Source organism: Edaphobacter sp. HDX4 (genome assembly GCF_036877565.1).
In the GTDB taxonomy this organism is placed as follows: Bacteria; Acidobacteriota; Terriglobia; order Terriglobales; family Acidobacteriaceae; genus Edaphobacter.
Genome location: NZ_JAEDXW010000037.1, coordinates 17,426 through 42,875 on the forward strand (window position 1 = coordinate 17,426; position 25,450 = coordinate 42,875).

Sequence of the window (25,450 nt, forward strand, 5' to 3'; positions counted from 1 at the left end):
GTGGGTTCGCGCCGTAGCACATTTGGGCTATACCCATCACAGGTTCGTTCGATTGGGTTCCCAGGCTGGGATCCGGTGCAAGGAACACGGAGTCTGGCCCTCTCCTCAACGACTGAGCGGGAGAATCGCTATAGTTGTCTTCGGTATCGATCACCTTCGAAAAAGGAACTCTCTCATGAAGCACAAAGCGGTAGCGCGAATGGCCCTGATGGCCGGGATCGCATTTTCGTCTGTTTTTGTACAGGCGCAGGGCCCGGACCTCGATTTTCTCAATCACAATGAGCCCATCCTGGACGCGCACAACTGCTATCCGTATCAAGGTAAGTGGAACGATCGGATTCAGCGAGCCCTGAACTCCGGCTTCCCGGTGTCGATTGAGCAGGATCTTGCCTGGTACGTGGATCCGGGGACAGGAAAGGGGCGGGTTGTGGTCTCGCACACACCGCAGCCCACGGGCGATGAGCCGACGCTAGAGGACTATTTCTTCAAGCAGGTCAGCCCGGTTGTGGAGAAGGCGATCGCGGAGAACAAGCGCAACCAATGGCCTCTGATCGTGCTGCACTTCGACTTCAAGGACAACCAGAGCGCCTTGTTGAAGGGCGTGTGGCAGGTGCTTGGGCGACATGAGGAGTGGCTTTCGACGGCGGTCAAGACAAGCGATCCGGAGAAGCTTTCGCCTATCGATCGAAAGCCGATCCTGGTGGTGACCGAGGAGGCTGACGAGCAGCAGAAGGTCTTCTACGACGATGTTCCGGTAGGCGGAAGGCTGCGACTGTTTGGATCGGCACATACGCATCCGGCGCCAAAGAACATGACCAAAGAGCAGGCGATGCACTGGGCGGTGACGGTGAGCCCCGAGGAACTGCTGCATGAGAAGCCGACCAACTACCGGCGCTGGTGGAACAGCTCGTGGTATGCGGTGGAGGAAGGTGGCGAACCGCGAGCCGGAGATTGGACTGCCGCCGATGATGCGAGATTACGAGCCTTGGTAGACCACGGGCACGAGATGGGTTACTGGGTGCGCTTCTACGCGCTTGATGGCTTTGCTCCCTCGGAGGATCAAGGGTGGGGGATGAGCTATAACTTCGGTTCGCGGGAGGCGGTTGTGACACGCTGGAAGGCGGCGATTGCCGCGCGGGTGAACTTTATCGCGACGAATCAGTACGAGGCGCTCGCCGGGTATCTGAAGCAGGACGCGAAGGAGTTGCGACCGGGAACGATGGGTGGGGCCAAAAAGTAGGTGCGCTGAGATCTAAATAGCTGAAGTCGAAGACTCGCGGATGGTGATGCGGGTAATCCGCAGGAGTAGGTGCTACTCCATGACTACTTTATTGCGGCCTTCGTGTTTGGCACGATAGAGCGCGGCATCCGCTTGCCGAAGGAGAGTCTCGGAGGTCTGCCCGTTGGTGGGGAAGAGCGCTCCTCCGACCGAGATGGTCACGGCGCTGTAGAGCTCGTTGTCCAGCTCGCTGCGCAGGTTCGCGACTGCTTTCCGGATGACCTCAGCACGGTTGAAGGCTGCCTCAAGGGTAATGTCGGGGAGGATGATGGTGAACTCCTCACCGCCATAGCGGCAGACCAGGTCTTCGGTTCTGACACTGGAGCTGAAGATCCTGGCGACTTCCTTGAGTACGGCATCTCCGGCGGCGTGCCCGAACTGATCATTGAGCCGCTTGAAGTGATCGACGTCGATCATGAGAACGGCGAGCGATCCCTTGCGGCGGGTGGCACGAGCAAGCTCCCGCGTCAGCGCGATCTCGAGGAAGTGGCGATTGAAGAGGCCGGTCAGGCCATCGCGAACGGACTGGTGTTCCAGCTTCTTCCTCATCTGGAGAGAAGCCAGAGCCATCGCGGTGAGCTGAACCAGCTGACGGATGCCTCCGGTTCGAGCTTCGACGATCTGCCGCACGCTTTCGTCCGGACAGTCGATGTAGAGGATGCCGATGGTCTCTCCATGGGCGACGAGGGGGACGCAGAGATAGCACTCAGGGTTGGGTCCGACGAAGTGGTCGCACTGGATGTGCGATGCGACTGGGGCATACCAGCGGAGCTGTCCGGAACGCAGGCCACAGCAGCTGTCGGGATGAAAGATGTCGGAGATGCGGGGCGCAGACTGACTGCTGTTCCAGTTGGCGACGTTCTCCACCATGTTGCGTGAGCTGTTGATGATGCACAGAGCACCATTGCTGCCCGGCAGCAGCTCAGCGAAGCGCGAGGCCGCGGAGCGGTAGACCTGCTGCTGATCCGTGCACAGCTGCAGATCGTCGCGGGCGATGGAGAGCAGTTGCGAGTCCCGTGCGTATTCAGTCAGCCGCTGGATGCTTTCGTTGAGTTCGAGATTGGTCTTTTCGGATAGCAGGGCGATACGGTTGCGGACGATGGCGTCCCGCAGAAGAAGCGCAAACAATGTGATCAGAACTGCGAAGCCGACGACGCCCAGGATCATCTCCGTGACGATGGAGACCTGGGAGCGTTGATGGGTGACCTCAACTCGCCGCGCGAGGAGCTCGCGCTCTTCGTTCTCCATCAGAGAGAGGATGCGGCGGCACCGAAGAAGGTATGCGTTCGCCTCGATCAGGGCAGGAGGGTCTTTGCTGAGACTCAGCACGAGGGCGGAGGAGCACTTGTCGAGTTCGCCGAGATTCGAGACCTGACCTGGATTGTCGGAGGTGAGACTGTGTAGATGGGTGATGCCGGTACCGAACTGAATCGCACCCTTCTGCGCGTCGATGAGGTGATCTTCATCCTGCGTCAGTTTGAACATCCGGGTGCCGGTTTCGATGCGTTGCGTGAGCGCGGAAGCACTCTGAAGAGAGAGCTGGACCTGCTGCGTGTGCTGGACCCAGCGGCCCGCATCTTCAAGGTTTCGGGTGTTGCGAAATAGAAAGATCCCTCCCCCGGCAGTGAAGGCAATGCATCCGACAGCAGCCAGCAGGATGAGCCAGATGGATGTGTTGAGAGCAGGGAGTCTTCTTGCCACGCAGGAGTCCGACCTTCAGGAATTGGGAATTTGCCGTCCGTAGAGCGACGCGTCCGATGATAGAGATCATGGCGACGAAGGTATCTCCATGAGCGAAGACCGGCGAAGACCCAGCTAAGGGGTCTCAAGAGACGCTATCGCGGAAATAACGAAGACGCTATCCCACTTAGGGGTAATCGGTTCCTCGATTTGCGGAGGCCGGTGGGGATGAATCACCTGCACGTCAGCTCTGGCGGGAGAGGACCGGCTGGGAAGATCGCGCGACGCATGCGGCAAGATATGAGCCGGCGAAGAAGATAAGCTCCTTCCGGAAGACGTCGAAGTGTTTCTTCGGGTTTTCTGACTCAAGCAGCCTGCGACTTACTCCGGCCATGGCTGCCTGGAGCATGGAGGTGATGAGTTGCGGGTCTGTCGTAAGGCTATCTGAGGTGGAGGCCAACATGGCGGCGATGGCGTTGCCCGCGCGTAGTCCTGTCTGTTGCGTAATGCTGGCGCCATCGAGATCGGAGCTGACGGCGTAGAGAGCTACGCTCGACCTTCCGTCCTTCATCTTTGCCTGAAGAAAGGCGTTGATGAGAGCTTCTGCCATCTGGTGGAGAGGCTTTCCTCGTTGTTCGAGGCAGACGCGCTCGACGGCTGCGAGGACGTCTTCCAGGTGACGTCTAAGAGCCGCCTGCAGCAGCGCGCTTTTGTTGGGGAAGTATTGATAGAGGGTTCCGACCGAGGCTCCGGCGCGCAGAGCCACACGCGTGGTGGTTAGGCGTTCCTTGCCGACTTCGAGCAAAACCTGAACAGTAGCCTCAAGAATGGCGTCGACGCTGGCGGCAGAACGGGCCTGAACCGGCTGCTTACGCGGCTTTAAGTGCGATTGAGGGGACTGGATCAAATGCGAACTCCTAACATGAAGCTTCCTTCATCTAAACCCTGGAAGCAAGACTTCCAAGTGAAAGATGCATGAGGGAGAGATTCGACGATGAATGAGATGAACTCTGGCGGAAGGTTTGTTCTTCCCGGGACTGAGATTGCGCTGAACCGGATGGGGTATGGAGCGATGCAGCTGGCAGGCCCGCAGGTATGGGGACCTCCCAAAGACGTGGAGGGAGCAATCGCAGTGCTGCAGGAGGCGGTTGCTGCCGGGGTCAACCACATCGATACCAGCGACTTCTACGGCCCGCATGTCACGAATCAGCTTATCCGGCGGGCGCTCGATCCCTATCCCGATCAGCTGGTGCTGGTGACGAAGGTGGGGGCGAAGCGAGGCCAGGACAAGTCTTGGAATCACGCGTTGAGCCGGCAGGAACTGACGGAAGGCGTTCAGGATAATCTGCGGAATCTCGGGCTGGAGAGACTGGATGTAGTCAATCTGCGCGTCGGTGGGATTTCGGCGCCGACAGACGGGGCGATAGAAGAGCCTCTGACGGTGCTCGCGGAGCTTCAACAGAAGGGGCTGATCCGGCATATCGGGTTGAGCAATGTCACTCCGGCGCAGTTGAAAGAGGGCCAGAAGATCACAGGGATCGTCTGCGTGCAGAACTTCTACAATGTGGCGAACCGGGTGGACGACGCCTTTATCGACGAGCTGCGGGATCAAGGCATCGCGTATGTGCCGTTCTTTCCGCTCGGAGGATTTAGTCCATTGCAATCTGCAACGCTGAATGAGGTCGCGGCCTCTCTGGAGGCGACGCCGATGCAGGTTGCGCTGGCGTGGCTGCTGCATCGGTCGCCCAACATCCTGCTGATCCCGGGAACGTCGTCAGTGGGGCACCTGCGCGAGAATCTTGCGGCTGCGAGCCTTGAGCTGCCTGCTGCTGCGCTCGGCAGGCTGAATTCCATCGCGGCAGAGAAGGTTGCGGCGAGCTGATTGCGGCTCGAGGAAGAATGAGCGAGGCGGCGGGAAGGTGCTCGCCGCCTGCTCATCGCCCTGCTAAGCCGGATTTGGCGATTGAGTTAGACGTACGCGATGCAGTCGATGGCCAGGCCGTAGTCTCCGGCGGGAAGCGCCGCGGGCTGCACGGTGTTGCGCGCCGGGAAGACTGTGCCCCAGTTGCGTGTCTTATAGACGGCATTCATGCGATCGAACTGCTTAATGTCTTCCATGAAGATGTTCACCTTGAGGACCTTTTCGAGGGACGATCCGGCAGCGACGAGGTTCTTCTCGACCTCGTCGAGGACCCACTTTGTCTCTTCTTCGATGGTGCCCTGGACACGGCAGCCGATTCCAGAGACGAACAGGAGATTCCCGAACGAGACCACGGTCGTGAAGGGGAAGGCCTTCTGAGACTTCCCGGTTGCGTCTTTCTTCACCGCGGCCTTCGTCTGCGCCGAGGCAGCCGGAGCGACGAGCGCCCCACCCATGGCTACCTTGGTTGCATTCTTCAAGAGGCCTCTCCGAGTCTGCTTTTGCATTCCAATGCTCCTTTGATTGGGTACAGATGAGTTAATTCGAAACCCGATCATGGTACAGAACTCCCCTGGATGGAGGAACGGACATCAGCCTCAGAGCGAGTCCGGATTTTTGCTGTCCGGTTTCGGACAGGAGATCACATTTCTGAACAGCGGTGCTCTCTCGGCAGAGGGCTGGCACCTGATTCTGCGAGACTTGTAGACTGGCGACTTCGGAAGATCGCATGCATATGTGCAATGCAGGGTTTTCGGGAGACCATGATGCGTTCTTTCCTGCAGGATCTGAACTATGCTGCACGTCAGCTTCGCAATAGCCCTGTCTTTGCGCTGACGGCGATTTTGACGCTGGCACTTGGAATCGGGGTAAACGGGGCGATGTTCTCCGTTGTGGACCAGGTGCTGTTGCGGGCCATGCCATTTCCACGCGGCGATGAGGTCGTGCAGATGGCCGTGCGGACGGAGAGTGGAGGCTTTGCGCCGACTTCGATGCCGGACATCAGAGACTGGCAGGCACGCAGCCATTCCTTTCAGCAGATCGGCTTTTACAGCGAACAGGTGCCGACCCTGGGGGGTACTGCCAGTCCAAGGCTGGTGGCGCAGATTCTATCGAGCACGAATCTCTTTGATCTGCTGGAAGCAAGACCGATGATGGGCCGCACCTTCGCGGCTGGGGACAGCGAGCCTGGACGTACGAACGTGGTCATCCTGACGGCATCGATCTGGCACGAGCTTTACCACGGCGATCCGGAGATCCTGGGACGTTCGATTCCAGTCAATGGACTTCCTTATACGGTGATCGGAGTGATGCCGGAGGGATTCGCATTTCCCGCGGAGTCCGGAGGTAACGCCATATGGACTCCCGCTCCGATCGGGGATGCAGCGCTGCAGAGTCGCAGTTCCGCCGTGATGAGCGTCATCGGCCGCCTTCGCGCAGGGGTCTCCCTCTCGGAGGCCAGGCATGAGATGAACTCGATTCATGACCAGCTTCGTCATGAGTATCCGAAGGATGAGCGGGCCGATCCGATTCGCGTCGACAGATACTCCGATGTGGTGACGGGTTCGGCTCGTGCGCCGATCATCGCGTTGGATCTGGCGGTTCTGGCTGTGTGGCTGATTGCGTGTGCGAATGTCGCGGGGCTCCTGATGGCGCGGGGAAATGCGAGGCGGAGAGAGTTTGCGGTACGGACGGCGCTGGGGGCGCAACGCAGCCGTCTCATCCGCCAGCTGCTTACGGAGAGTCTTCTGCTGAGCTTTGCGGGAGGCTTGCTGGGCCTGGAGCTTGCCGCGCTGGCCCTGCATCTGTTGAAGCGCTACCTTGCCGATGCGGTTATCTTTGGCGATCAGATCCATGTCGATGCCAAGGTGTGTGCGTACCTGTTTATCGCATCGTGCGTGTCGGCGGTGCTCTTCGGTCTGCTGCCTGCACTGCACGCCACCAGAGTGACTCCGCAGGAGTCACTGCGTCAGGGCGCGGCGGCAGGCAGCGGGGTCAGCCGCCAACAGGCTCGATGGCACGACACGCTCGTCGTGGGCGAGATCGCACTTACTCTTACCCTGCTGGTAGCAGCGTCTCTGATGGTGCGAACGCTGGTCTCGTTGCGGCATACCCGCGTCGGCTTTGTCGCCAGCCAGGTGATTACGGGAGAGATCTACCTTCCAAATCACCTGCCTGCGTTTTATGTAGAAGCTGCTCCGGAGCAGAAGAGTGTTTCGTCGACTGTGCAGACGTTCTATGCGCCTTTGCTGGAAAGAATCAAGGCATTGCCGGGCGTTCAGTCTGTGGGATTGACGACGGTCCGTCCGCTACAAGGCTCCTGGGACTTCAATATGACGGTCGAGCTTGCGCATCATCCCAAACCCCCGCAGTCGGCGCATGCCGACGCCCAGGCCCGCGCCACCACGGAGGATTACTTTCGGACCATGGGAATCCGCCTGATGCGGGGACGGTTCTTCGCGCCGACGGATAGTGCTTCGACGACGCCGACCGCCATCGTCAACAGCGCATTTGTGCGGCGCTTCCTTCCGAACGAAGACCCGATCGGCCAACAGGTGCGCTTTAACGATGCCGGTGAACGGCAGTGGTCCACCATCGTCGGAGTCGTGGACGACAGCCCACAGAAGACGGTCGGCCAGCCTCCCTTGCCGGAGATCGACTACAACCTCACACAACTGTTGCCAAAAGACGAGCTGTATCCGATCCTTGGCAACTTCTACATGAACGTCGCGGTTCGGTCGCCGCTGCCTGTGGAGACGCTTACGCAATCGATTCGCCGCATCGTGGCCGAGTTACAGCCGGATGCCTCGGTGGATGGGATCAAGAGCATGCAGCAGGTGCTGGATGATTCCCTTGGCAACCAGGTGCTGGCCGCCCGTCTGCTTGGACTCTTCGCGTTTGCCGGGCTGGTCATCGCCGTAGCCGGGATCTATGGCCTGTTAGCTTACCTGGTGAGTCAGAGAACCCGCGAACTCGGAGTTCGCCTGGCGCTGGGAGCGCAGCGAGAGACGATTGTGTGGCTGGTGCTGCGGCACGCCCTGCTATTGCTTGCGGTTGGCGTAGGGATGGGCGCTTTGCTGATAGCTGCCTCCGGCCGCTTTCTGACGGTCTGGCTTGGCTATAAATTCAGCGGGTATGACGTTGTGGTGATGCTTGCAGTGACGTTTTTACTCGCGTGCTGCGGTATGCTGGCCAGCTACCTTCCGGCGCGAAGCGCCTCGTTGATCGAGCCGGTGGTGGCGCTTCGGACGGAGTAGTCCGTTGCTGATCAGATTGCGCGGCTCAGGCCGGAATGAAGCGCATGGAGGCGGAGTTCATGCAGTAGCGCAGTCCGGTGGGCTCGGGGCCGTCGTTGAAGACATGGCCCAGATGAGCTTCGCACCGTACGCATCGCACCTCGTCGCGCGCCATGCCGAGGGAAAGGTCGGTGCGCTCGGAGACGTTCTCCTTTGCGATCGGCTGCCAGAAGCTGGGCCATCCGGTTCCCGACTCAAACTTGGTCTGCGAGCTGAACAGGGCTGTCTCGCAGCAGATGCAGCGAAAGATTCCCCTGCGGTGTTCGCGCCAGCTGACGCCGGTAAAGGGCATCTCGGTATCTGCCTGCCGGGCGATCTGGAAGGAGTTTTTGCCGAGCTGATCGAGCCACGCGCGGTCGGATTTCAGCACCTTGGCTACGGTCTGCCCGCCGAGACGGCTGCCATCGCTGCTGAAGTTGATGACGGTGACCTCACCGGCTACTCCGTGAACGGTCTCGCTGGCCTCGACGTGCAACCGGCTGAGTCGCGAGAGCGCGATGTACGCAGCTGCGGCTGTGCCTCCGATGAGGAAGACCCTACGGCTGGTCTGCCTTCCCTGCTGATTGAGGACCTTCTCGGACTCGAACATGAAGACTCCCGGGCGCTGATGCAGATTCCATGCCCACACTCTATGAGATGAATGTGGCTGGGAAAAGTAACCGGAAGATGCATTTGCACCGGTGAGCATAGGCCTCTGCGCGGCGTGGGCACAGGATCAGTAACTTGCAGGAGTTTCCCTCAGATCGCCGGACCGATGTGCTCACGGAGGTCGCCTTCTGAAGGAGGGCTGCGAGGTGTAGCGTAAGAGATCAGGGAAGCTTCGCAGGTATTTTCCGAGATTTAGATTGGCAAATCAGTCGTCAAGGACTAAACCAAAGGCACGAGAGGTCTCCGTCGATGCAAACAGGACCGAAGGATCGAAAGTCAGGGAACAGAAGGCGAGGATTCCGTCGGGTGTCCGGGGGCAGCATCTCTTCCGTTCTCCTTCACGGTGCACTTCTCGCTCTCCTCATCGTTGGCTATCACCGGATGCCGAGACAGCTGAAAGCGGTGAATCCCGGAATCTCGCAAGGGACACGAATCCTGCCCTACCTGGCCGTCGGCAGTCTGGCACATTCCCCGGGGGATCATGCCCGCGCCGGGATCTCAGAGAAGAAAGCGGAAGAAAGGGCGCTGGTCCGCAAGCCTCTCCACCAGAGAGAGACGCCGACAAGGGAGGCCCCGAAAGCCGACATGGGAATCTCGCATGACGCGCTCGCCGGGGCCGGAGCGCAGGAGGTCGTGATCGCCCTCCCGGTCGTTCATCCAAGGCCGAAGCCGGACCTGTCACTTCTTCCGGATGGCACTGGCGGTGACATCATCCTGAACGCCGTTATCGACGAAAAGGGAGCGGTAACCGAGCTGGTTGTTGTGAAGAGCCTGGGGGAGAGGATCGACAGCGTGGTTCTGGCCACCGTCCGGCAGTGGTCGTTTACGCCTGCGACCGTCAACGGCAGAGCGATCTCGAGCGAACAGGAGATTCACTTCCACTATGCAAGCAATGGCTGAGCGAACGCGCGAAGGTGCTCTTCAGTCTCCGGGCGCTTAGCGGAATGCCTTGCGTGCAGCATCGAGAAGGTAGTCAACATCCTGCGGGGTATGGGCCGTAGAGACGAATGCGGCCTCGAACTGGCTGGGTGGCAGCCAGACCCCAGCATCGAGCATGGCTCGGTGAAAGTTGCCAAAGAGGACGGTGTCGGAGCTTGAGGCCCTGGCGAAGTCTGTCACGGGGCCCTGGTTGAAGAACCAGGTAAACATGGAGCCTACCTGATTGGTGGTCAGGCTGACTCCCTGCTCGCGAGCGATTGCAGCTACACCTTCGGCGATCCGCGCGGTGATCTGGTTGAGTTGCGGGTAGACGCTCTGCTCGTTGGCGATGAGGTATTCGAGCGTGGCGATTCCTGCCGCCATCGCCAGCGGGTTCCCGCTGAGAGTCCCGGCCTGATAGACAGGACCCAGGGGAGCAAGACAGTTCATGATGTCGGCGCGGCCGCCGAAGGCTCCGCAGGGAAGCCCGCCACCGATGATCTTGCCGAGAGTGGTGAGGTCGGGCTTGATGTCGTAGAGGCGCTGGGCGCCACCGAGTGTGACGCGGAAGCCGGTCATGACCTCGTCCAGGATGAGGAGCGCACCATGTTGGCGCGTGATCTCGCGCAGGCCCTCGAGATATCCAGGAGCCGGAGGAATGGTTCCCGCGTTGCCGACGATGGGCTCAAGGATGACGCAGGCGATCTGTTCGGGTCGTGCGGCGAAGGCGGCTTTCACGGCATCGAGATCGTTGAAGGGCAGGGCGAGCGTGTGCATCACGGTCTCGGCGGGGACGCGGCGGAGCCGGGAATGCCGAGCGTAGCGACTCCGGAGCCAGCTTTGACCAGCATGGCGTCGGAGTGGCCGTGATAGCAGCCTTCAAACTTGATGATGAAATCGCGCTCGGTGAAGCCGCGTGCGAGGCGGATGGCCGACATGCAGGCTTCGGTGCCCGAGGAGACGAAGCGGAGCTTCTCAACCGAGGGAAAACACCTCTGGACGAGCGCGGCAAGCTGAGCCTCGGCGGCGGTGGAGGCTCCAAAGCTGGCACTCCGGCCAGCCGCCTCGCGGATCGCTTCGACGACGGGGGGGAAGGCATGGCCGAGGATCATTGGTCCCCAGGAGCCGAAGAGGTCGAGGTAGCGGTTGCCGTCTTCGTCAAACAGCCAGGCGCCTTCAGCATGCGTCAGGAACGGTGGATCGCCGCCCACGGAGCGGAAGGCCCGCACGGGGGAGTTTACGCCGCCGGGGAAGACGGCCTCGGCTTTTTGCTGCAGAAGGTGTGATCGGCTGTGCGAGAGAGGCATCAGATTCAGTATAGGACGGGAGGAAAAACAGCATGACGACGGAACAAAGGGCAGAGCTGAGGGGAAAGACGGTGTTGCTGTATGACGGTCACTGCGGCCTTTGCAATCGGGTAGCGCGGTTCTGTGCGAAGCGGGACCCGGAGCGAAAGATGCGGTATGTTCCGCTGCAGTCCGAGGTGGGAAAGGAGCTGCTGGCGCGCTATGGGGAGACGCCGGAGTCCCTGGAGTCGGCTGCGATCTTTCTGAATGCGATGACGCGCAGGGAGCGGTTCTTTAGCCACTCGGACGCCGTCGCCTGGGCGCTGCGGCAGTTGAAGGCTCCGTGGAACTGGCTGGGCAGGATGGTGCGGTGGACGCCGCGGTTTATTCGTGAGGCGGTTTATGCGTTAGTCGGGCGGATACGCTATGCGACCTTTGGCCGGTATCCGGTCTGCCCGGTGCCTGAGGGAGAGATTCGCTCCCGGTTTATCGGCGTGATGGATGCAGGGTGCGTGCAAGCCGCGGGTTGAGGTGGCTGGGGCAGAGATTCGTGGGGTGCTGCTAGACTGGAAACTCTGCACTTTTGCATAAAAATCCCCCTGGAGAGCACCTTGCCGGAGAACACCCCCACGACCGACGCGACCACCCCAGACAGCACATTGCAGAAGCAGGCGGAGTCGAGCGACAAAAAGCCTCGCGAGGCGGCTGCGCCGAAGAGCACTGCTTCGAAGCCCGCAACGCAGGCCAAGCGAAGCATCAGCTATGCCGATGCTGGTGTCGATATCTCGGCGGCAGACAAGTCCAAACACCGCATCAAGATGCTTGCACGCAAGACTTTCAACAAGCAGGTGCTGAGCGAGATTGGCGGCTTCGGCGGCCTGTTCTCCCTGGATGTGGAGAAGTTTCCGAATCCCGTGCTGGTCTCTTCGGCCGACGGCGTAGGAACCAAGTTGAAGGTGGCCTTCGACCTGGGGATTCATCACACGGTCGGTCAGGACCTGGTAAACCACTGCGTCAACGACATCGCCGTGCAGGGTGCCACGCCGCTGTTCTTCCTCGACTATCTGGCGACGGGCAAGCTCGAGAACTCTGTCGTGGAGACGGTGGTGCAGGGCATCTCCGATGCGTGCCGCGCGAATGGCTGTGCGCTGATCGGCGGCGAGACGGCCCAGATGCCCGGCTTTTATGGCGATGGCGAATACGACCTTGCCGGAACTATCGTGGGCGCGGTCAGCCGCGACAAGATCATTACGGGCGAGAAGGTTGAGGTAGGCGATATCCTGCTGGGCCTCCCTTCCAACGGCCTGCATACGAATGGCTACTCGCTGGCTCGCAAGCTGCTGTTCGAAGAGGCGAAGTACGGTCCGGAGCAGTATGTAAATGAGCTGAAGGACAAGACGGGAGCTGCGCTGATGAAGATCCATCGCAGCTATCTGGCGATCATCAAGAAGCTCCTTGCGGGCGAGGTCGTCAGCGGAATGGCGCATATTACCGGCGGCGGCATCACGGAGAATCTTCCGCGGATTCTGCCCAAGGGAATGGGCGCGCAGGTAGACCTGGCGACCTGGCAGGTTCCTCCGTTGTTCGAGCATCTGCGCAAGCTGGGCAATGTCGAACAGGACGAGATGCTGCGAACCTTCAATATGGGAATCGGCCTGATCGTCGTGATCCCGGCAGAGAAGGTGAAGAAGGCGAAGGCTATTCTGAATCGCGCCAACGAGCGGCACTGCATCATAGGCCGGATCGTCAGGGGCGAGCGGAAGGTCAGTTACAACTGAACCGTCTACAACTGATCCGGCGCCGTTCAGGCAGAAAAGATCGTTTCTTATAAATCCGGTGGCGACGCTCCTGCGTACAGAGATAGTAAGTGAGGTTTCTGGACGCAAAAGGAGCTCGATATCGTGAGCAAACTCGAAGAGATATTAGAAAAAAGAAGAGTCTCCCGTCGTAGATTTCTGAACGTGGCGGGGACGAGCGCTGGCGCGGTGGCAGTGATGACGCTGGTGGAAGGTTGTAGCGATAGCGGTTCGACTACAACGACGACACCGACTACACCCACGACACCTACTACTCCAACGACACCGACGCTTACTGACGCCGACGTTTTGAACTTCGCTCTGAACCTGGAGTATCTGGAAGCGGAGTTTTATCTAAGAGCGGTTACGGGCTCCGGCTTATCGAGCACGGATGCAGGCAGCGGTGCCGGTGCGGTGACGGGAGGAACGCAGGTAGGCTTCAAGACCCCGGCGATCCAGCAGTATGCGCAGGAGATCGCGAACGACGAACTTGCTCACGTGCGGTTTCTGCGCAAGGCCCTCGGCTCGGCGGCGGTCAACAGGCCTTCTATCGATCTGACCAACAGCTTCAACGCAGCGGCGATGGCTGCGGGAATCGGCGCTACCTTCAATCCGTTCGCGGACGAGAACAGCTTCATCGTGGGCGCGTTCGTCTTTGAGGATGTCGGGGTGACGGCGTATCACGGTGCCGCTGGGCTGCTGACCGACAAGAAGAATCTTGCAGCGGCTGCGGGCATTCTCGCGACGGAGGCCTATCATGCAGGCGAGATTCGTACCCTGCTGACGCAACTGGACGTTCCCCACATCACCTATGCCAACCAGATCTCCGCATTGCGGGGTAAGGCGGGTGGAGGCGCGGAGACGACCTTGTCTGCCAGCTCCATTGTGGCCGCGGATACGAGCTCCATCTCATACAGCCGGACGACGGACCAGGTATTGCACATCGTCTATTTGAATCCGACAGCCGGCGTTGTGAAGTCGGGCGGTTTCTTCCCCAACGGCTTGAACGGAACGATTACAGCATCAGCGAGCTAGGAGATGACGATGAGCCATGAAGAGATAAACCAGAACATAGCGTCGATTGAGGAGAACCGTTCATCGCGTCGATCTGCCATTCTGATGGGCGGGGCTGCTCTCGCAGGCCTTGCCCTGGGCAGGACTGCATTTGCCCAGTCTGCCACGGTCACCGACGCCGATATCCTGAACTTCGCACTCAACCTTGAGTATCTCGAAGCGCAGTTTTATACCATCGCGACTACGGGAATGACGCTCGACCAGGCGGGGATTGCCACCAAAGGTGGCGACGGTACCGCCGGCGGTGCCGTCACGGTGAAGCCGAACGCGAAGGTTGCGTTCACGACTCCGCTGCTGCAGAAGTTCGCGGCTGAGGTGGCGATGGACGAGCAGAACCACGTGAAGTTTCTCCAGTCACAGCTGGCAACCGCCGCAGTCGCTCAGCCTCCAATCGATCTGATGAACAGCTTCAACGCACTCGCGCAGGCAGCGGGTCTTGGGCCGAGCTTCGATCCATTCGCCAGCGAGACGAACTTCCTGCTTGGCGCGTACATCTTTGAGGATGTCGGCGTAACCGCCTACCAGGGAGCGGCAGGCCTGATCTCGAATAAGACCTACCTCGACAAGGCTATCGGCATTCACAATGTCGAGGCCTATCACGCGGCGTCGATTCGGACCCGTATCTTCCAGGCGGGTTCGGCGGTGCAGATTGCTTCGCAGATGATTGCCGCTGCGCGTGCACATCTTAGTGGAGCCACGCCAAACGACGACATCGGTGTTGGTGTTATCAGCGGTGCGGCGACGATTGTGGATAACGACGATAACGGCATGACATTTGCCCGTTCCACCTCCCAGGTCCTGAATATCGTCTATGGAGGCGGCCCGGCAGGTACGGGTGGCGCTTTTTATCCGAAGGCGATGAACGGCAACATCAAGTAAGTTACCGCGTTTATGCACGACACGGAGGCCGGGATAATTCCCGGCCTTTGCGACGTCCTATGGAAAAGTCGCATCCTACCGGCTGGAAGCACCAAAAAGTTTCGCTAATGACGGGTTCTCCAGACAATCCGATGGGCCTCCCTCCGCGTTCTATGAGTGACGCACCGCAACGGCAGCACATACGGGATGAGAGCGAGCCCAAAGAGAGCGACGATTCGCTGTTGCAGCGCGTGAGTGAACGGGATCAGAGCGCAATGACGAAGCTCTTCGACCGTTATGGAGGCATGGTTTATTCCGTCGCATTGCGAGTTCTCCGGGATGCGGGCAGCGCCGAAGATCTATTGCAGGAAGTGTTCTTCCAGTTGTGGCGAAATCCGACTTCTTTTGTTTCGAGCAGAGGATCGCTGGGGGCATGGCTGCTGGTCGTTGCCCGCAACCGCGCAATCGATATTCTAAGACGCAGGCGTCCCATGGAATCAGTCGATGACTATCCACTTTCATCGCGGGAGAACCTCGCATCCGAGGTAGAACGCGGGGCGATGATGCAGAAGGTCCGGTCGGTTCTGACAGTGCTTCCACCTGAGCAACGGAATGTGGTGGAACTGGCGTACTTCGAGGGCTTGAGTCAGACGGAGATCGCCGATCGAACCGGAGACCCGCTGGGTACGGTGAAGACCAGGATCCGGCTGGCTTTGATGAGTTTAAGAAAGGCTTTGCAGGCATGAACGGCGGCATACATATCGCGCTGGAAGATCTCGCGTTCTATGCGATGGGTAACCTTCGCGATGAAGAGCGGACGCGGATCCATGCCCATCTGCAGAGCTGTTCAGAGTGCCGCGAAGAGTTGAGCGCAATTTCGGGAGACCTGACGGCGCTCGCGGTGAGTGTGGAGCAGCACCCTGTTCCCCCCGCGGCCCGCCAGCGATTCCTCGACAGCCTCGGCACTGAGGTGCAGGCGGAGAGTGTCAGCGAGACTGCGCCGGGAGTAACTCCGTTCCCCAAACCTGCTTCCCGAACGGCCTGGTTGCCATGGACCATAGCGGCCGCGCTCGGGATCGGAGCGGCAGGGCTGGGGGTCAAAGTAAACACACTGAGAGAGCAGCTGCACAATCAGTCGCAGCTGGTAGCGCGGGCTCAGGAAGAGAGCGTACGTTCGCAACGTGTCGTGAACCTCCTGAAGTCACCAGGCGCACAACGGGCGACCCTGACCGCAGCCAAGACCCCGGTGGAACCGACTGGGCACGCCATTTACCTCGCAGATCGGGGAGAGCTGATCTTCCAGGGCAACAATCTAAAGCGTCTTCCCCAGGGGAAGGCCTACGAACTGTGGGTGATTCCGGCCAACGGTACGGCGCCTCTTCCTGCTGGTGTCTTCGTTCCTGACCAGAGCGGCGACGCGAGCGTCGTGATGCCGCCTCTTCCCCCCGGCATCGCCGCGAAGGCCTTTGCGATCACGATCGAGAGAGCCGAAGGTTCAGCCGCTCCCAGTAGTACGCCAGTGATGTCGGGAGTACCGACACAAGGCGATTAGATTGGAATTCGCACACCGCGGCTAAGAGAAGCACAGGCCAGATGGAGGCGCGGGTGCAGAGATCCTGAGTGGATCCGGAAAGACTTCGAATGATTTTGCAGGGGGAGCCGCCGGAGGGATAGATAGAGATAAAGCTGTGCGACTTGAATCGGTCCTCCAGAAGCGTCTGGAGGACCGATCCGTTGGTGCTGCTAGAGCTTCTTCTGCAGGTCGTAGGCCATGTTCTTGTGTGCAGCGATCGCCGTCTTGGCCTTCAGGACAGCGGCGCGGAACTTCGCGTCCGTTGTAGCCTTCGCCTCATCGGTAAACAGCTCGAGCGCTTTGGTATGGTCCCTTACCATCTGATCGATATATTCCTTATCGAATTCAGCGCCGGAAAGTCCGTTCAGTTTTGAATATCCCTGCTTATGGTCGTCGTCCAGATCTGCTGGAGGAGTCAGCCCCCAGGACTGTGCGAATGGCTTCATGCTGTTGGACATCTTCGTGTGTTCCGCAACCATCTTCTTGGCGAACGCTTTTACTGCGGGATTGGTCGCCTTCTGCTCTGCGAGCTGGCTGAGTTTGATCTCATTGACGTCAGACTGGGACGCAGTGGCGAGGAACTTCTTGTCATCGTCTGTAGCAGCGCGAGCTGCAGAGGGAATAGCTGCGGCGACACCGCACAGCAAAAGACAGCAGGCAAGCTTCTTCGAGATTCTCATCGGGGAGACTCCTTCATTGCGGCATAGCCGCGGGACTAATTACCTCATATGAAAGGTGTGAGTCTTCGCGAAGCAGGTAGGTTGTCCGCACGGCGCTTTAGAATCGAACCTGAGAACAGCACGTCAAGGAAAAATAGTGCGCAGACTAGGCATCCTTCTTTCAGGTAGAGGTTCGAACTTTCTCGCTATCCATCGTGCGATTGCCGATGGGCGCATTCAGGACGCAGAGATCGCAGTTGTCATCTCCAACAAGCCCGAGGCAGGTGGGCTTGAGGCTGCACGCTCGCTTGGCCTGACCGCGTTGGCGATTCCCCAGGAGGGCAAGGGACAGGCCGCACGCCAAGCCCATGATGCCAGGGTCATAACAGCCCTGTCGGACTTCAACGTCGATCTGGTGTGCCTCGCCGGATACATGCGTATCATCTCCCCGGCGTTCGTTGCGGCATTCTCAAACCGCATTCTCAATATCCATCCCTCTCTGCTGCCAGCGTTTCCGGGTCTCGATGCGCAGCACCAGGCGCTTGAGTACGGCGTGAAGGTCGCCGGCTGCACCGTCCATTTTGTGGACGAGGCGGTGGACCACGGTGTGATCGTGCTGCAGAAGACCGTACCCGTGCTGGATGACGACACTGCCGACACCCTATCGGCACGAGTCCTCGAGCAGGAGCACATCGCCTACCCTGAGGCGATCTCCTATGTACTGAGCGGAAGATTCCACATCGTGGGACGTCGCTATCTTCCGTTGTAAGGCTGCGGGCTAGGTGCTCTGGGCTCCGCGGGGGTCCTGCTGATCGCGAGCGTCGCCGAGTGTCACCTTGACGTCCATACGCTTGCGACCGCGGAAGACGGTAATCGTCACGGCGTCCCCGGCGCGATGTGAGTCCATCGCCGCCGAGAGATCCTGAGGACTGGTGATCTCCTGCCCGTCCATCGCAACGATAAGATCTCCGCCGAGCATCACGGGAATATTGCCCTGATAAGCGCGTTGCGTTCCACCATGCAGACCCGCCTTCTCTGCGGCTCCACCGGGAAGGACGCGTTCGATGAGGATGCCGTAATCGGCCGGAAGACCGATCTGCTCGGCGATGTCCGGCCCGATGGGCAGTGTGACGATATCGAGGGTTGGCCTGCGGACATAGCCGTATTTGGCGTAGTCGTCCAGCATGGCGCGGGCCGTATTGACGGGTATGGCGAACCCGATGCCGGAGCTCTGATCCGCGCCGTTGCTGGCGATCATGGTAGTGATGCCGATGACCTCGCCCTTGGAGTTAAGCAGAGGACCACCGGAGTTTCCGGGATTGACAGCAGCGTCCGTCTGGATCGCATCTTCAATCGGATTGCCCTGAGGGCCCCGGATAGAACGAATCGCAGAGATGATGCCGCGCGTCATCGTGCCGTTCAGGCCGAAGGGATTGCCGATGGCATAGACCCGTTGGCCGACCATCAGATTGCGCGAGTCCGAAAGCGTGACCGGGGTGAGATTAGGCGCTTCGATCTTGATCAGCGCCAGGTCGTGGTTCTTGTCCACAGCCAGAACCTTAGCCTTGTACTTGTGCTTGTCCGAGAGCATCACCTCAAGCCGCTGCGCGTTGCCGATCACATGATTGTTCGTCAGGATCAGCCCATCTTTGGTCAGGACGAATCCCGAACCCTGACCCTGCTGCGGGACAGGACCGTAGAAGAAGTCGAATGCGACCTCCGTCGAGGTGATGTTGACCACGGACGAAATCGCCTTCTTATAAACGGCAATGTTCTGCTGTTCTTCCGTATCGAACGCAGGCTGGGCCGCAGCTTCGGTGAGATGAAAGCTGCCCATGGGACCGCTGACGGGAGCATCGTTGGTGGCCGCCCCGCTTTCCGAAGAGGAGTGGAGCCAGGGGAAGATTCTTCCGGTGGACGCAGAATGAGTCGTCACGTAGTAAAAGCCGGAAAGAAGAAGAATGACGAGCAGAACGGGGCGTAGTTTCATGGTGAGTTTCCTGGATCTTCCCATCGCGGTCGAGCGTTGGACCGCACTGGGTTAATTGTATCGAGGGATGGGCCGGTGGACCACACGCGGACCTCGCCGTAGAAGTCAGGAGTGCGGTGGAAGTTCGCTCTACTTTACCCCCGGACCATATTGCTGCTGAGGCGCAAGCAGGTTAGTGCTGGTGTGTATTTACTGAGGCGAACTGAAGCAGGGGCCAGAGTTCGTCGACACGTTCCTCCAGTTGCATCATCGACTCGTCATTTTGGATAACGAAGTCGCAGAGCGGGATCTTGCTCTCATCGGGAACCTGCTGCCCCAGGCGGGCACGCGCATCCGCCGCAAGCTGCGTCCGGCGCTCGGGGAAGAGCTGTGTGCCCGCCGCGATGCGCCGCAGATAGCGTTCGATCCTCAGCTCCTCCGGGGCAGTCACCAGGATGATGCAGTCGAAACGAGCCTTCCATGGAGCCGCGGAATCCGTTATCGCGTTCGTCTCGCCAAAGGCTTGCTGGGTGTACTTTGTCTCGAAGATGAGAGCAGACTCCACCATCACGACGGCGTTGCGATCGCGCCTGAAGATCGCTTGCGCTAGCTCTGCCTGGCGTGCGATCACGGCAGGATGAACGATCGCGTTCAGCTCTTCGACGCGACCTCCCGCGAAGGCGATGCGCGCCAGAGCAGTACGATCCAGTTGCTTGTCCGCGAGCAGCACCTCGGGACCGAAGTGTTGCACGATAGAGGCATAGACCGGATTACCGGGCTGCATCATCTCCCGCCCGATGGCGTCAGCCTCAAGAATGTGTGCGCCGTGCAGCGCGAATAGCCGGGCGACGGTTGATTTTCCGCTGCCCAACCCTCCAGTCAGGCCGACGCGCAACATAAATTCAGCGCTTGCCTGTGGAGATGCCGCGGCGCAGCTTTGCGGCCTTCACTGTGTTGTGCATCAGCATGGCGATGGTCAAGGCTCCAACGCCGCCCGGAACCGGTGTGTAGGCTCCGGATAGTTCGAAGGCGGCAGGGTCGATGTCGCCCACGATCACTGAGCCGCGCTTTGCGAAGGTGGCAGCCCGCTCCGCATCGCCAGAGAAGAATCTCTCGACGTCGGCGGCATCGGTGAGACGGTTGATGCCCACGTCGATCAACGTCGCTCCGCGCTTGACCATCTCGGGCGTGATGTAGCCCGGCCGGCCGATCGCAGCGACGAGGATATCGGCGTTGCGTGTGACCGATGGAAGATCCTTCGTCTTGCTGTGACAGACAGTCACGGTGGCGGACTCGTTCAACAGCATGAGAGCGACGGGTTTGCCGACGATATCCGAGCGCCCGACCACGACCGCATTCTCGCCAGCGATGGGCAGGCCGCTACGGCGAAGAATTTCTATGATCCCGGCTGGCGTGCAGGGTGCGAGGCCGGGCTGACCGCTCTGCAGGCGGCCGGCATTGACCGGATGAAAGCCGTCCACGTCCTTGTCCGGAGAGACGGCTTCGAGCAGACGCTTGGTGTCCACGTGCTTCGGAAGAGGGAGCTGGATCAGGATGCCGTCGATATCCTCGCGGGCATTGAGGTCAGAGACCAGCGCGAGCATCTCTTCGGTTGTGATGCTCTCCGGCGGCGTGAGCATCTCGCTGTAGATGCCCAGTTCGCCGCAGGTCTTGACCTTGCTGCGCACGTAGATCTGCGAGGCGGGAACCTCTCCCACCAGAATGACGGCGAGTCCGGGACGCACACCGCGCGAAGAAAGTTCAGAGACCTCGCGAGCTACCTCGGCCTTGATCTCTGCGGCGACGGCTATTCCGTTCAGTACATGAGGAAGATCGTTCATAGGGCTATGGTATCGCGGCTTCATCAACGGGGCTGTCTCAATGCATTGCACGGCAAGGAGCGACTCTCCTCTCCGCCGCACATCCACAACGCAGGTCTTCGGTCGCACGGTGCGAGCAATTTATGTTTATCAGCCGACAGAGCGACTGCACTGACAGAGCTCTGACATGTGCTGAGGGATCGAATCTCTAAAATGAGACGAGAAGACGACACCGCTCAGACAATTACCGCGTCATTGCAGTACTCTGTCACTTTATTTGTTCACGCAAATGAATCCGCCACGCATCCCAAGGGGAGAAATCGCGTCTAACAACTAACTAATAGCGCCAGAAGGCCACCGGCCCGAGAGGATAAGACAGCGATGATTGTGCCCAGCTCAAGCGAATTCGAGAAATTTTCAACCGCTGATCTCACTGGACTCCGTGAAGAGCTGCTGCATGGGAACCTGGATTTCTGGCAGGCCGCTGATGTGATCAGCCACTATCTGAGCACCAAGGGCTATGGGGTCTCCCCCCGCGCGGCACGAACAACGGCGTCGCGACTGGAATCGTCGCGCTACAACGTCGAGCTGATGCAGGCAGAGTTCGAGCAGATCGCTCTGATGATGTAAGCGGGGCTCGGACCTCTGGCCCTTGTGGCTTTGCCTCGCATGGTGGACGGATAACGGACAACTCTCGCCCGGTGCATAATCAATAGTGATGCCGTCACTCTGGACACCCTCTAACTGGCCGCAGCGCCTCTCGGAACTGCTTTCCTCAACCGGCGAGCTGAAAGAAGCTCCGCTTCGTCGTGACGTACGTTCCCTGGGCATGCTCCTGGGCGAAGTGCTCAAGGAGCAGTCGGGCGACGATCTCTACGGAGCCGTGGAAGAGCTGCGGCGAACCGCTATCGCCCGTCGTGAGGCCGATGCCAGCGGAAACACGACCGCCGCTGCGGAACAGCTGCAGCAATCGATCGAGCGGGTCCACGCACACGCAGACGACCTTACCCGCGCCTATCAGCTCGCCCGCGCATTCAGCTTCTACTTCGAACTGATCAACCTTGCGGAGACGAATCATCGCAAGCGAAGACGGCGTGCCAGCCAGTTGAACGATGCGCCTCCTCAACGAGGAGACCTTCGAGGCACACTGCGCCGATTGCGTGCCGCAGGCTTCGACGCCAAGCGGGCGTTGGACATGTTGGAGCGCATCACTATCACGCCGGTGTTCACGGCTCATCCCACCGAGGTCGCCCGGCGTTCTGTAATGTTCAAGCGGAGACGCATCTCCGACCTGCTGGAGCGCCTGGACGGGATTGCCGTCCCCGAGAAGGAGCTGGAAGCGCTCGAGCGTGAAGTCACGGGCGAAATCACGGCCCTTTGGCAGACCGATGACGTTCGCAGCGCTCGCCCGACCGTCCGCGACGAGACCCGCATGGCTCTGGATTACTACGAGGCCTCGCTGTTCGATACTTTGCCGGTTCTGTATGCAGAGGTCGCGGATGCCATCGAGGCAGAGTATCCCGAGGTCAAGGTTCGTATCGCCGAGCTTCCGCTGCTGGTGCGCTTTGGCTCATGGATCGGCGGCGATCGCGATGGAAATCCGTTCGTGACCCCACAGACGACCAGGGATTCGCTCGGGATGGCGCAGACGCTGCTGCTGAACCACTATCGGCGCCGGTTGCAGAATGTCTTCGAGCAGCTGGGCAGCTCAACCCAGCAGGTGCCGGTCTCGGCGGAGCTGCAGGGACTGCTGGATCGATACCTGGACCAGCTTCGTAACGCCGGTCAAACGGGACTGGAAGAGCGATTTCATTTTGAGTATCTCCGCCTGTTGATCGCGTGCATCCTGATGCGCCTGGGCGCGTCGCCGCAGAGCTCGGTGCCCCTGCCTCCCAAGCCGGCCCTGGAACCGTACGAGCGTAAGGAGGATCTGCTGGCCGATCTCTCCGTGCTGCGGTCCAGCCTGATGGAGCACAAGGGAGAGCGTCTCGCCCGCATGCTGGTCGATCCGCTGCTGGTGGAGGTGCGAACATACGGCCTGCATCTGCAGACGCTCGATATCCGACAGCACGCGCGCGTTCATGCAGCGGCCGTGGCCGAGATTGCGGGTTGTGCACAGACCAGCCAGAGTGCGACGGAACTGCAGCTGCCGTCCGCCCTTTCTCCGCAGACGGCAGAGGTTCTGGAGACCTTCCGGGCCATCGCCGAGCTGAAACGCAAATATCCCGCCGAAGCGATCTGCCAGTACGTGATCAGCGGAGCAACGAGCGCCGAGGATGTGCTCAACGTCCTCTGGCTGGCTCGGCTGGGCGGTGTCCGTGTAGAAGCCGCGGGCGGCAAGCCGGGCGATGATCGGGATCATGATCCGGGTCTGCAACCGGTTCCTCTGTTTGAGTCGATCGAAGATCTCGAAAACGCTCCGGCAATCATGCGGCGTCTCTGGTCGAGCGAGGCCTTTCAGCCTCTGCTCAAGTCCTGGGGCCACCGGCAGGAGATCATGCTGGGCTATTCGGACTCGAATAAAGACGGTGGCATGATCACCAGTACCTGGCAGATCTGGAAGGCTCATCGCGAGCTGCATCGGGTGGCTGCGGACTGCGGTGTTACGCTGCGTCTCTTCCACGGCCGTGGCGGTACAGTCGGCCGGGGTGGAGGGCCGACGCATCGCGCGATCTTCGCGCAGCCGGTCGATAGCTTCTCCGGAGAGCTGCGGCTGACGGAGCAGGGCGAAGTTCTCAACTGGAAGTACTCCGATGTTGTGCTGGCGGAGCGCAATCTTGAACTGATGATCGCTGCTTCGCTCGACGCCCTGACCCGGCCGGACGCGGTCCTCCAGAAGGGTGCGAAGACACCTCACCTTACCGGCGAGATCACGCCGGGATGGGAGGCGGCGATGGAGAAGCTGTCGCAGACCTCTTATGCCTTCTACCGGCGCCATATTATCGACAGCCCGGACACGTTCACTTACTTTGAGCAGGCGACGCCGGTTGCGGAGCTGGAGAACGCCCGGATCGGTTCGCGTCCAGCCAAGCGCAGCGGGAAGAGAAGCATGGCTGACCTGCGTGCCATTCCTTGGGTCTTCGGCTGGATGCAGTCGCGCCAGCTGGTTCCGGCGTGGTTTGGCGTCGGTCACGCGCTGGATGCGTTCGCCCGAGAGACTCCGGACGGTCTCGAGCAGCTTCGCTCGATGGCGCGGGACTTTCCGCTCTTTGTCGACATCATCCGGAACGTGGAGATGGCGCTGGCCAAATCCGACTTCGGAATTGCGCAGCTCTACGCTTCGCTGGTGGAAGACAAGGCTCTACGGGAACGCGTCTACACCATGCTGAAAGACGAGTTCGAGCTGACCCAGAAGATGGTGCTTGCGGTTACCGGGCAGCAGAGACTACTTGAAACCAACCCGGTGCTCGAGAGATCGATCCGGTTGCGAAATCCTTACGTCGATCCCATGAGTCTGATCCAGGTTGAGCTGATCCGCCGCAAGCGGGTTGCGACCGCGAAGGGCGAGACCATTTCGGCTGAACTGGATCGCGCGATCTCGGCCACGATCAACGGCATCAGCGCAGGACTGCGGAACACAGGCTGAGCTTCAGGCTGCGGCGCCGAACGGAATCGGATGGCGCTGCAGATACCATCGCCGGCGAGATAGGTTACGGCGAAGCCGATCCAGAAGGCGATCCCGAAGAACTGGTGCGGCTCGAGGTGCGTGAGCCGCGCTGTGGCGAAGAAGACGCCCATGACAGGCCGTGTCGTCGCGATGCCGAGCAGGACGGCGATTGCGCGCAGCATCCACTCGCGATACCGCGGCTTGTGCTGCAGGAAGAGCCGGAAGGCCTGTGCGAGCGACAGAAGAAAGAGGCTGTCGAAGACGATGATGGCCGAGAGCTCGGTCGCGCCACCCACCGGATTCGCAACCAGCGGGATGGCGGTCGCTCCGACGAGAAAGCCGAGGGCGAAGAGAGTCCAGGTCATCCGCCGATGAAGCGGCTCCCGGCTTTGCATCCGGACCGAGAACCAGAGCGGAAGTATAAGGACAAAGATCAGCGCCGGAACGACGTGGGCCAGTGTGAGGGCTTTGCGCGCGGCAAACGCGGCGTCCAGCTCGCCGAATTGTCCCGTTCGGGTCGAGGCCTGGACAAGAAGCAGCGCGACGATTCGCCGCAGGGCTGCGGCTGCCGCGATGAAGCAAAGGAGAAAGAGGACCGGCCGTATCCAGCTGGTCCTCGTGGTTGCATTTGGTTGACCCATACGCCAACTCCTTTTTGCCGCATGGGGAGGCTGTGCGGCGGACTTGCTGGCGATGCGGCGTTAGAAGCCCTGGTCGGGCCGGAAGGCCGTCGCCTTGTTGTTAACAAAGGTTACGGCGATGGGCTTGCCTAAGTTCGCATAGACGACGAGGCGATTGCCGTAATCTTTGCTGACGCTCTTGGAGACCTGGCCGAGGGAGAGCTGTGTCTCGCGTTCGGTCATCCCGAGGATGACCTGGTGCGAGTCGACGGCCTTCCAGATCTCCGGTCCCCAATGCGCATAGAGCTGGTGCGGGTCGTCGTAGAAGAAGATCTCGTCGAGGTAAAAGGTGTACTGGCCCTGCTCGTGGTATCCGACCGGAACTCCATAGAGCTGCTGGGGTTTGTCGGAGTCAGGCAGGGTGAAGAGCATGAGGACCTGCCGGTCGC

The 25,450-nt window shown here is 60.1% G+C and carries 21 protein-coding genes and 2 pseudogenes; 13 read left to right on the forward strand and 10 right to left on the reverse strand.

Going from position 1 to position 25,450, the window contains the following annotated elements:
* The first annotated feature begins 175 nt into the window (after positions 1-175).
* The gene (locus JAO29_RS22220) at positions 176-1,240 is read left to right on the forward strand and encodes a hypothetical protein (RefSeq protein ID WP_334270475.1); all 1,065 of its coding nucleotides are present in this window, start codon (positions 176-178) and stop codon (positions 1,238-1,240) included.
* A gap of 72 nt (positions 1,241-1,312) precedes the next feature.
* Here the strand turns inward: JAO29_RS22220 and JAO29_RS22225 are convergent, their stop codons facing one another.
* On the reverse strand, positions 1,313-2,980 hold the full coding sequence (locus tag JAO29_RS22225) for a sensor domain-containing diguanylate cyclase (RefSeq protein ID WP_334270476.1): 1,668 nt from the start codon (positions 2,978-2,980) through the stop codon (positions 1,313-1,315).
* A gap of 223 nt (positions 2,981-3,203) precedes the next feature.
* Positions 3,204-3,866 carry a TetR/AcrR family transcriptional regulator gene (locus JAO29_RS22230; RefSeq protein ID WP_334270477.1) on the reverse strand — a complete coding sequence of 221 codons (663 nt, stop codon included), beginning with the start codon at positions 3,864-3,866 and terminating at the stop codon, positions 3,204-3,206.
* Between the two features lie 87 nt (positions 3,867-3,953).
* On the opposite strand from JAO29_RS22230, the gene JAO29_RS22235 reads away from it, so the two are divergent.
* The gene (locus tag JAO29_RS22235) at positions 3,954-4,841 is read left to right on the forward strand and encodes an aldo/keto reductase family oxidoreductase (protein WP_334270478.1); all 888 of its coding nucleotides are present in this window, start codon (positions 3,954-3,956) and stop codon (positions 4,839-4,841) included.
* An 86-nt stretch (positions 4,842-4,927) separates the two neighbouring features.
* On the opposite strand, the gene JAO29_RS22240 is transcribed toward JAO29_RS22235, so the two are convergent.
* Complete coding sequence (locus JAO29_RS22240) at positions 4,928-5,359, reverse strand: RidA family protein (protein ID WP_334270479.1); 432 nt, start codon at positions 5,357-5,359, stop codon at positions 4,928-4,930.
* 282 nt (positions 5,360-5,641) lie between these two features.
* Between JAO29_RS22240 and JAO29_RS22245 the strand changes: the two genes are divergently transcribed.
* Positions 5,642-8,134: an ABC transporter permease gene (locus JAO29_RS22245; RefSeq protein ID WP_334270480.1), complete on the forward strand. Its 2,493-nt coding sequence runs from the start codon at positions 5,642-5,644 to the stop codon at positions 8,132-8,134.
* A 25-nt stretch (positions 8,135-8,159) separates the two neighbouring features.
* Here the strand turns inward: JAO29_RS22245 and msrB are convergent, their stop codons facing one another.
* Positions 8,160-8,762 (reverse strand): peptide-methionine (R)-S-oxide reductase MsrB, encoded by a 603-nt coding sequence (msrB, locus tag JAO29_RS22250; protein WP_334270481.1) that lies wholly within the window; start codon positions 8,760-8,762, stop codon positions 8,160-8,162.
* A gap of 308 nt (positions 8,763-9,070) precedes the next feature.
* Between msrB and JAO29_RS22255 the strand changes: the two genes are divergently transcribed.
* Positions 9,071-9,721 (forward strand): energy transducer TonB, encoded by a 651-nt coding sequence (locus JAO29_RS22255; RefSeq protein ID WP_334270482.1) that lies wholly within the window; start codon positions 9,071-9,073, stop codon positions 9,719-9,721.
* Positions 9,722-9,757: 36 nt separating this feature from the next.
* Here JAO29_RS22255 and hemL read toward each other — a convergent pair.
* Positions 9,758-11,046 (reverse strand): annotated as a pseudogene (gene hemL / locus JAO29_RS22260) (glutamate-1-semialdehyde 2,1-aminomutase).
* Positions 11,047-11,078: 32 nt separating this feature from the next.
* Here hemL and JAO29_RS22265 point away from each other — a divergent pair.
* The 6 genes from JAO29_RS22265 to JAO29_RS22290 all read left to right on the forward strand — a co-directional run bounded on the left by JAO29_RS22265 (position 11,079) and on the right by JAO29_RS22290 (position 16,305).
* Complete coding sequence (locus tag JAO29_RS22265) at positions 11,079-11,555, forward strand: thiol-disulfide oxidoreductase DCC family protein (RefSeq protein WP_334270483.1); 477 nt, start codon at positions 11,079-11,081, stop codon at positions 11,553-11,555.
* Positions 11,556-11,780: 225 nt separating this feature from the next.
* Positions 11,781-12,803 (forward strand): phosphoribosylformylglycinamidine cyclo-ligase, encoded by a 1,023-nt coding sequence (gene purM / locus JAO29_RS22270; protein ID WP_334270495.1) that lies wholly within the window; start codon positions 11,781-11,783, stop codon positions 12,801-12,803.
* Between the two features lie 123 nt (positions 12,804-12,926).
* The gene (locus JAO29_RS22275; RefSeq protein WP_334270484.1) at positions 12,927-13,856 is read left to right on the forward strand and encodes a ferritin-like domain-containing protein; all 930 of its coding nucleotides are present in this window, start codon (positions 12,927-12,929) and stop codon (positions 13,854-13,856) included.
* 9 nt (positions 13,857-13,865) lie between these two features.
* A complete protein-coding gene (locus tag JAO29_RS22280) occupies positions 13,866-14,774 on the forward strand; it encodes a ferritin-like domain-containing protein (protein ID WP_334270485.1) in 909 nt (302 codons plus the stop codon).
* Between the two features lie 107 nt (positions 14,775-14,881).
* Positions 14,882-15,499, forward strand: a complete 618-nt coding sequence (locus JAO29_RS22285; RefSeq protein ID WP_334270486.1) for a sigma-70 family RNA polymerase sigma factor — start codon at positions 14,882-14,884, stop codon at positions 15,497-15,499.
* The gene (locus JAO29_RS22290) at positions 15,496-16,305 is read left to right on the forward strand and encodes an anti-sigma factor (protein ID WP_334270487.1); all 810 of its coding nucleotides are present in this window, start codon (positions 15,496-15,498) and stop codon (positions 16,303-16,305) included. Before JAO29_RS22285 ends, JAO29_RS22290 begins: the two co-directional genes overlap by 4 nt.
* A 191-nt stretch (positions 16,306-16,496) precedes the next feature.
* On the opposite strand, the gene JAO29_RS22295 is transcribed toward JAO29_RS22290, so the two are convergent.
* Entirely contained in the window at positions 16,497-17,006 is a 510-nt protein-coding gene (locus JAO29_RS22295) for a DUF4142 domain-containing protein (RefSeq protein WP_334270488.1), read from the reverse strand.
* Positions 17,007-17,142: 136 nt separating this feature from the next.
* On the opposite strand from JAO29_RS22295, the gene purN reads away from it, so the two are divergent.
* Entirely contained in the window at positions 17,143-17,754 is a 612-nt protein-coding gene (gene purN / locus JAO29_RS22300; RefSeq protein WP_334270489.1) for a phosphoribosylglycinamide formyltransferase, read from the forward strand.
* 9 nt (positions 17,755-17,763) lie between these two features.
* Here the strand turns inward: purN and JAO29_RS22305 are convergent, their stop codons facing one another.
* The 3 genes from JAO29_RS22305 to JAO29_RS22315 form a co-directional block, all read right to left on the reverse strand.
* Positions 17,764-18,975 carry a S1C family serine protease gene (locus JAO29_RS22305; RefSeq protein WP_334270490.1) on the reverse strand — a complete coding sequence of 404 codons (1,212 nt, stop codon included), beginning with the start codon at positions 18,973-18,975 and terminating at the stop codon, positions 17,764-17,766.
* Positions 18,976-19,147: 172 nt separating this feature from the next.
* Positions 19,148-19,852, reverse strand: a complete 705-nt coding sequence (gene coaE / locus JAO29_RS22310) for a dephospho-CoA kinase (RefSeq protein WP_334270491.1) — start codon at positions 19,850-19,852, stop codon at positions 19,148-19,150.
* A gap of 4 nt (positions 19,853-19,856) precedes the next feature.
* Positions 19,857-20,795 (reverse strand): bifunctional 5,10-methylenetetrahydrofolate dehydrogenase/5,10-methenyltetrahydrofolate cyclohydrolase, encoded by a 939-nt coding sequence (locus JAO29_RS22315; protein ID WP_334270492.1) that lies wholly within the window; start codon positions 20,793-20,795, stop codon positions 19,857-19,859.
* 360 nt (positions 20,796-21,155) lie between these two features.
* On the opposite strand from JAO29_RS22315, the gene JAO29_RS22320 reads away from it, so the two are divergent.
* Together JAO29_RS22320 and ppc are read left to right on the forward strand one after the other, a co-directional pair.
* On the forward strand, positions 21,156-21,404 hold the full coding sequence (locus JAO29_RS22320) for a hypothetical protein (RefSeq protein WP_334270493.1): 249 nt from the start codon (positions 21,156-21,158) through the stop codon (positions 21,402-21,404).
* A gap of 88 nt (positions 21,405-21,492) precedes the next feature.
* Positions 21,493-24,360, forward strand: a complete 2,868-nt coding sequence (gene ppc, locus JAO29_RS22325) for a phosphoenolpyruvate carboxylase (RefSeq protein WP_334270494.1) — start codon at positions 21,493-21,495, stop codon at positions 24,358-24,360.
* Positions 24,361-25,082: 722 nt separating this feature from the next.
* On the opposite strand, the pseudogene JAO29_RS22335 reads toward ppc, so the two are convergent.
* A pseudogene (locus tag JAO29_RS22335) lies at positions 25,083-25,450 on the reverse strand (hypothetical protein); the annotation flags it as partial.

What these genes read in the sequence shown, in the direction of transcription:
- JAO29_RS22220 (WP_334270475.1), top strand. Translation starts at nt 176, where the DNA reads ATGAAGCACAAAGCGGTAGCGCGAATGGCCCTGATGGCCGGGATCGCA.
- JAO29_RS22235 (WP_334270478.1), top strand. Translation starts at nt 3,954, where the DNA reads ATGAATGAGATGAACTCTGGCGGAAGGTTTGTTCTTCCCGGGACTGAG.
- JAO29_RS22245 (WP_334270480.1), top strand. Translation starts at nt 5,642, where the DNA reads ATGATGCGTTCTTTCCTGCAGGATCTGAACTATGCTGCACGTCAGCTT.
- msrB (WP_334270481.1), bottom strand. Translation starts at nt 8,762, where the DNA reads ATGTTCGAGTCCGAGAAGGTCCTCAATCAGCAGGGAAGGCAGACCAGC.
- JAO29_RS22255 (WP_334270482.1), top strand. Translation starts at nt 9,071, where the DNA reads ATGCAAACAGGACCGAAGGATCGAAAGTCAGGGAACAGAAGGCGAGGA.
- JAO29_RS22265 (WP_334270483.1), top strand. Translation starts at nt 11,079, where the DNA reads ATGACGACGGAACAAAGGGCAGAGCTGAGGGGAAAGACGGTGTTGCTG.
- JAO29_RS22280 (WP_334270485.1), top strand. Translation starts at nt 13,866, where the DNA reads ATGAGCCATGAAGAGATAAACCAGAACATAGCGTCGATTGAGGAGAAC.
- JAO29_RS22285 (WP_334270486.1), top strand. Translation starts at nt 14,882, where the DNA reads ATGACGGGTTCTCCAGACAATCCGATGGGCCTCCCTCCGCGTTCTATG.
- JAO29_RS22290 (WP_334270487.1), top strand. Translation starts at nt 15,496, where the DNA reads ATGAACGGCGGCATACATATCGCGCTGGAAGATCTCGCGTTCTATGCG.
- JAO29_RS22295 (WP_334270488.1), bottom strand. Translation starts at nt 17,006, where the DNA reads ATGAGAATCTCGAAGAAGCTTGCCTGCTGTCTTTTGCTGTGCGGTGTC.
- JAO29_RS22305 (WP_334270490.1), bottom strand. Translation starts at nt 18,975, where the DNA reads ATGAAACTACGCCCCGTTCTGCTCGTCATTCTTCTTCTTTCCGGCTTT.
- coaE (WP_334270491.1), bottom strand. Translation starts at nt 19,852, where the DNA reads ATGTTGCGCGTCGGCCTGACTGGAGGGTTGGGCAGCGGAAAATCAACC.
- JAO29_RS22315 (WP_334270492.1), bottom strand. Translation starts at nt 20,795, where the DNA reads ATGAACGATCTTCCTCATGTACTGAACGGAATAGCCGTCGCCGCAGAG.
- JAO29_RS22320 (WP_334270493.1), top strand. Translation starts at nt 21,156, where the DNA reads ATGATTGTGCCCAGCTCAAGCGAATTCGAGAAATTTTCAACCGCTGAT.
- ppc (WP_334270494.1), top strand. Translation starts at nt 21,493, where the DNA reads ATGCCGTCACTCTGGACACCCTCTAACTGGCCGCAGCGCCTCTCGGAA.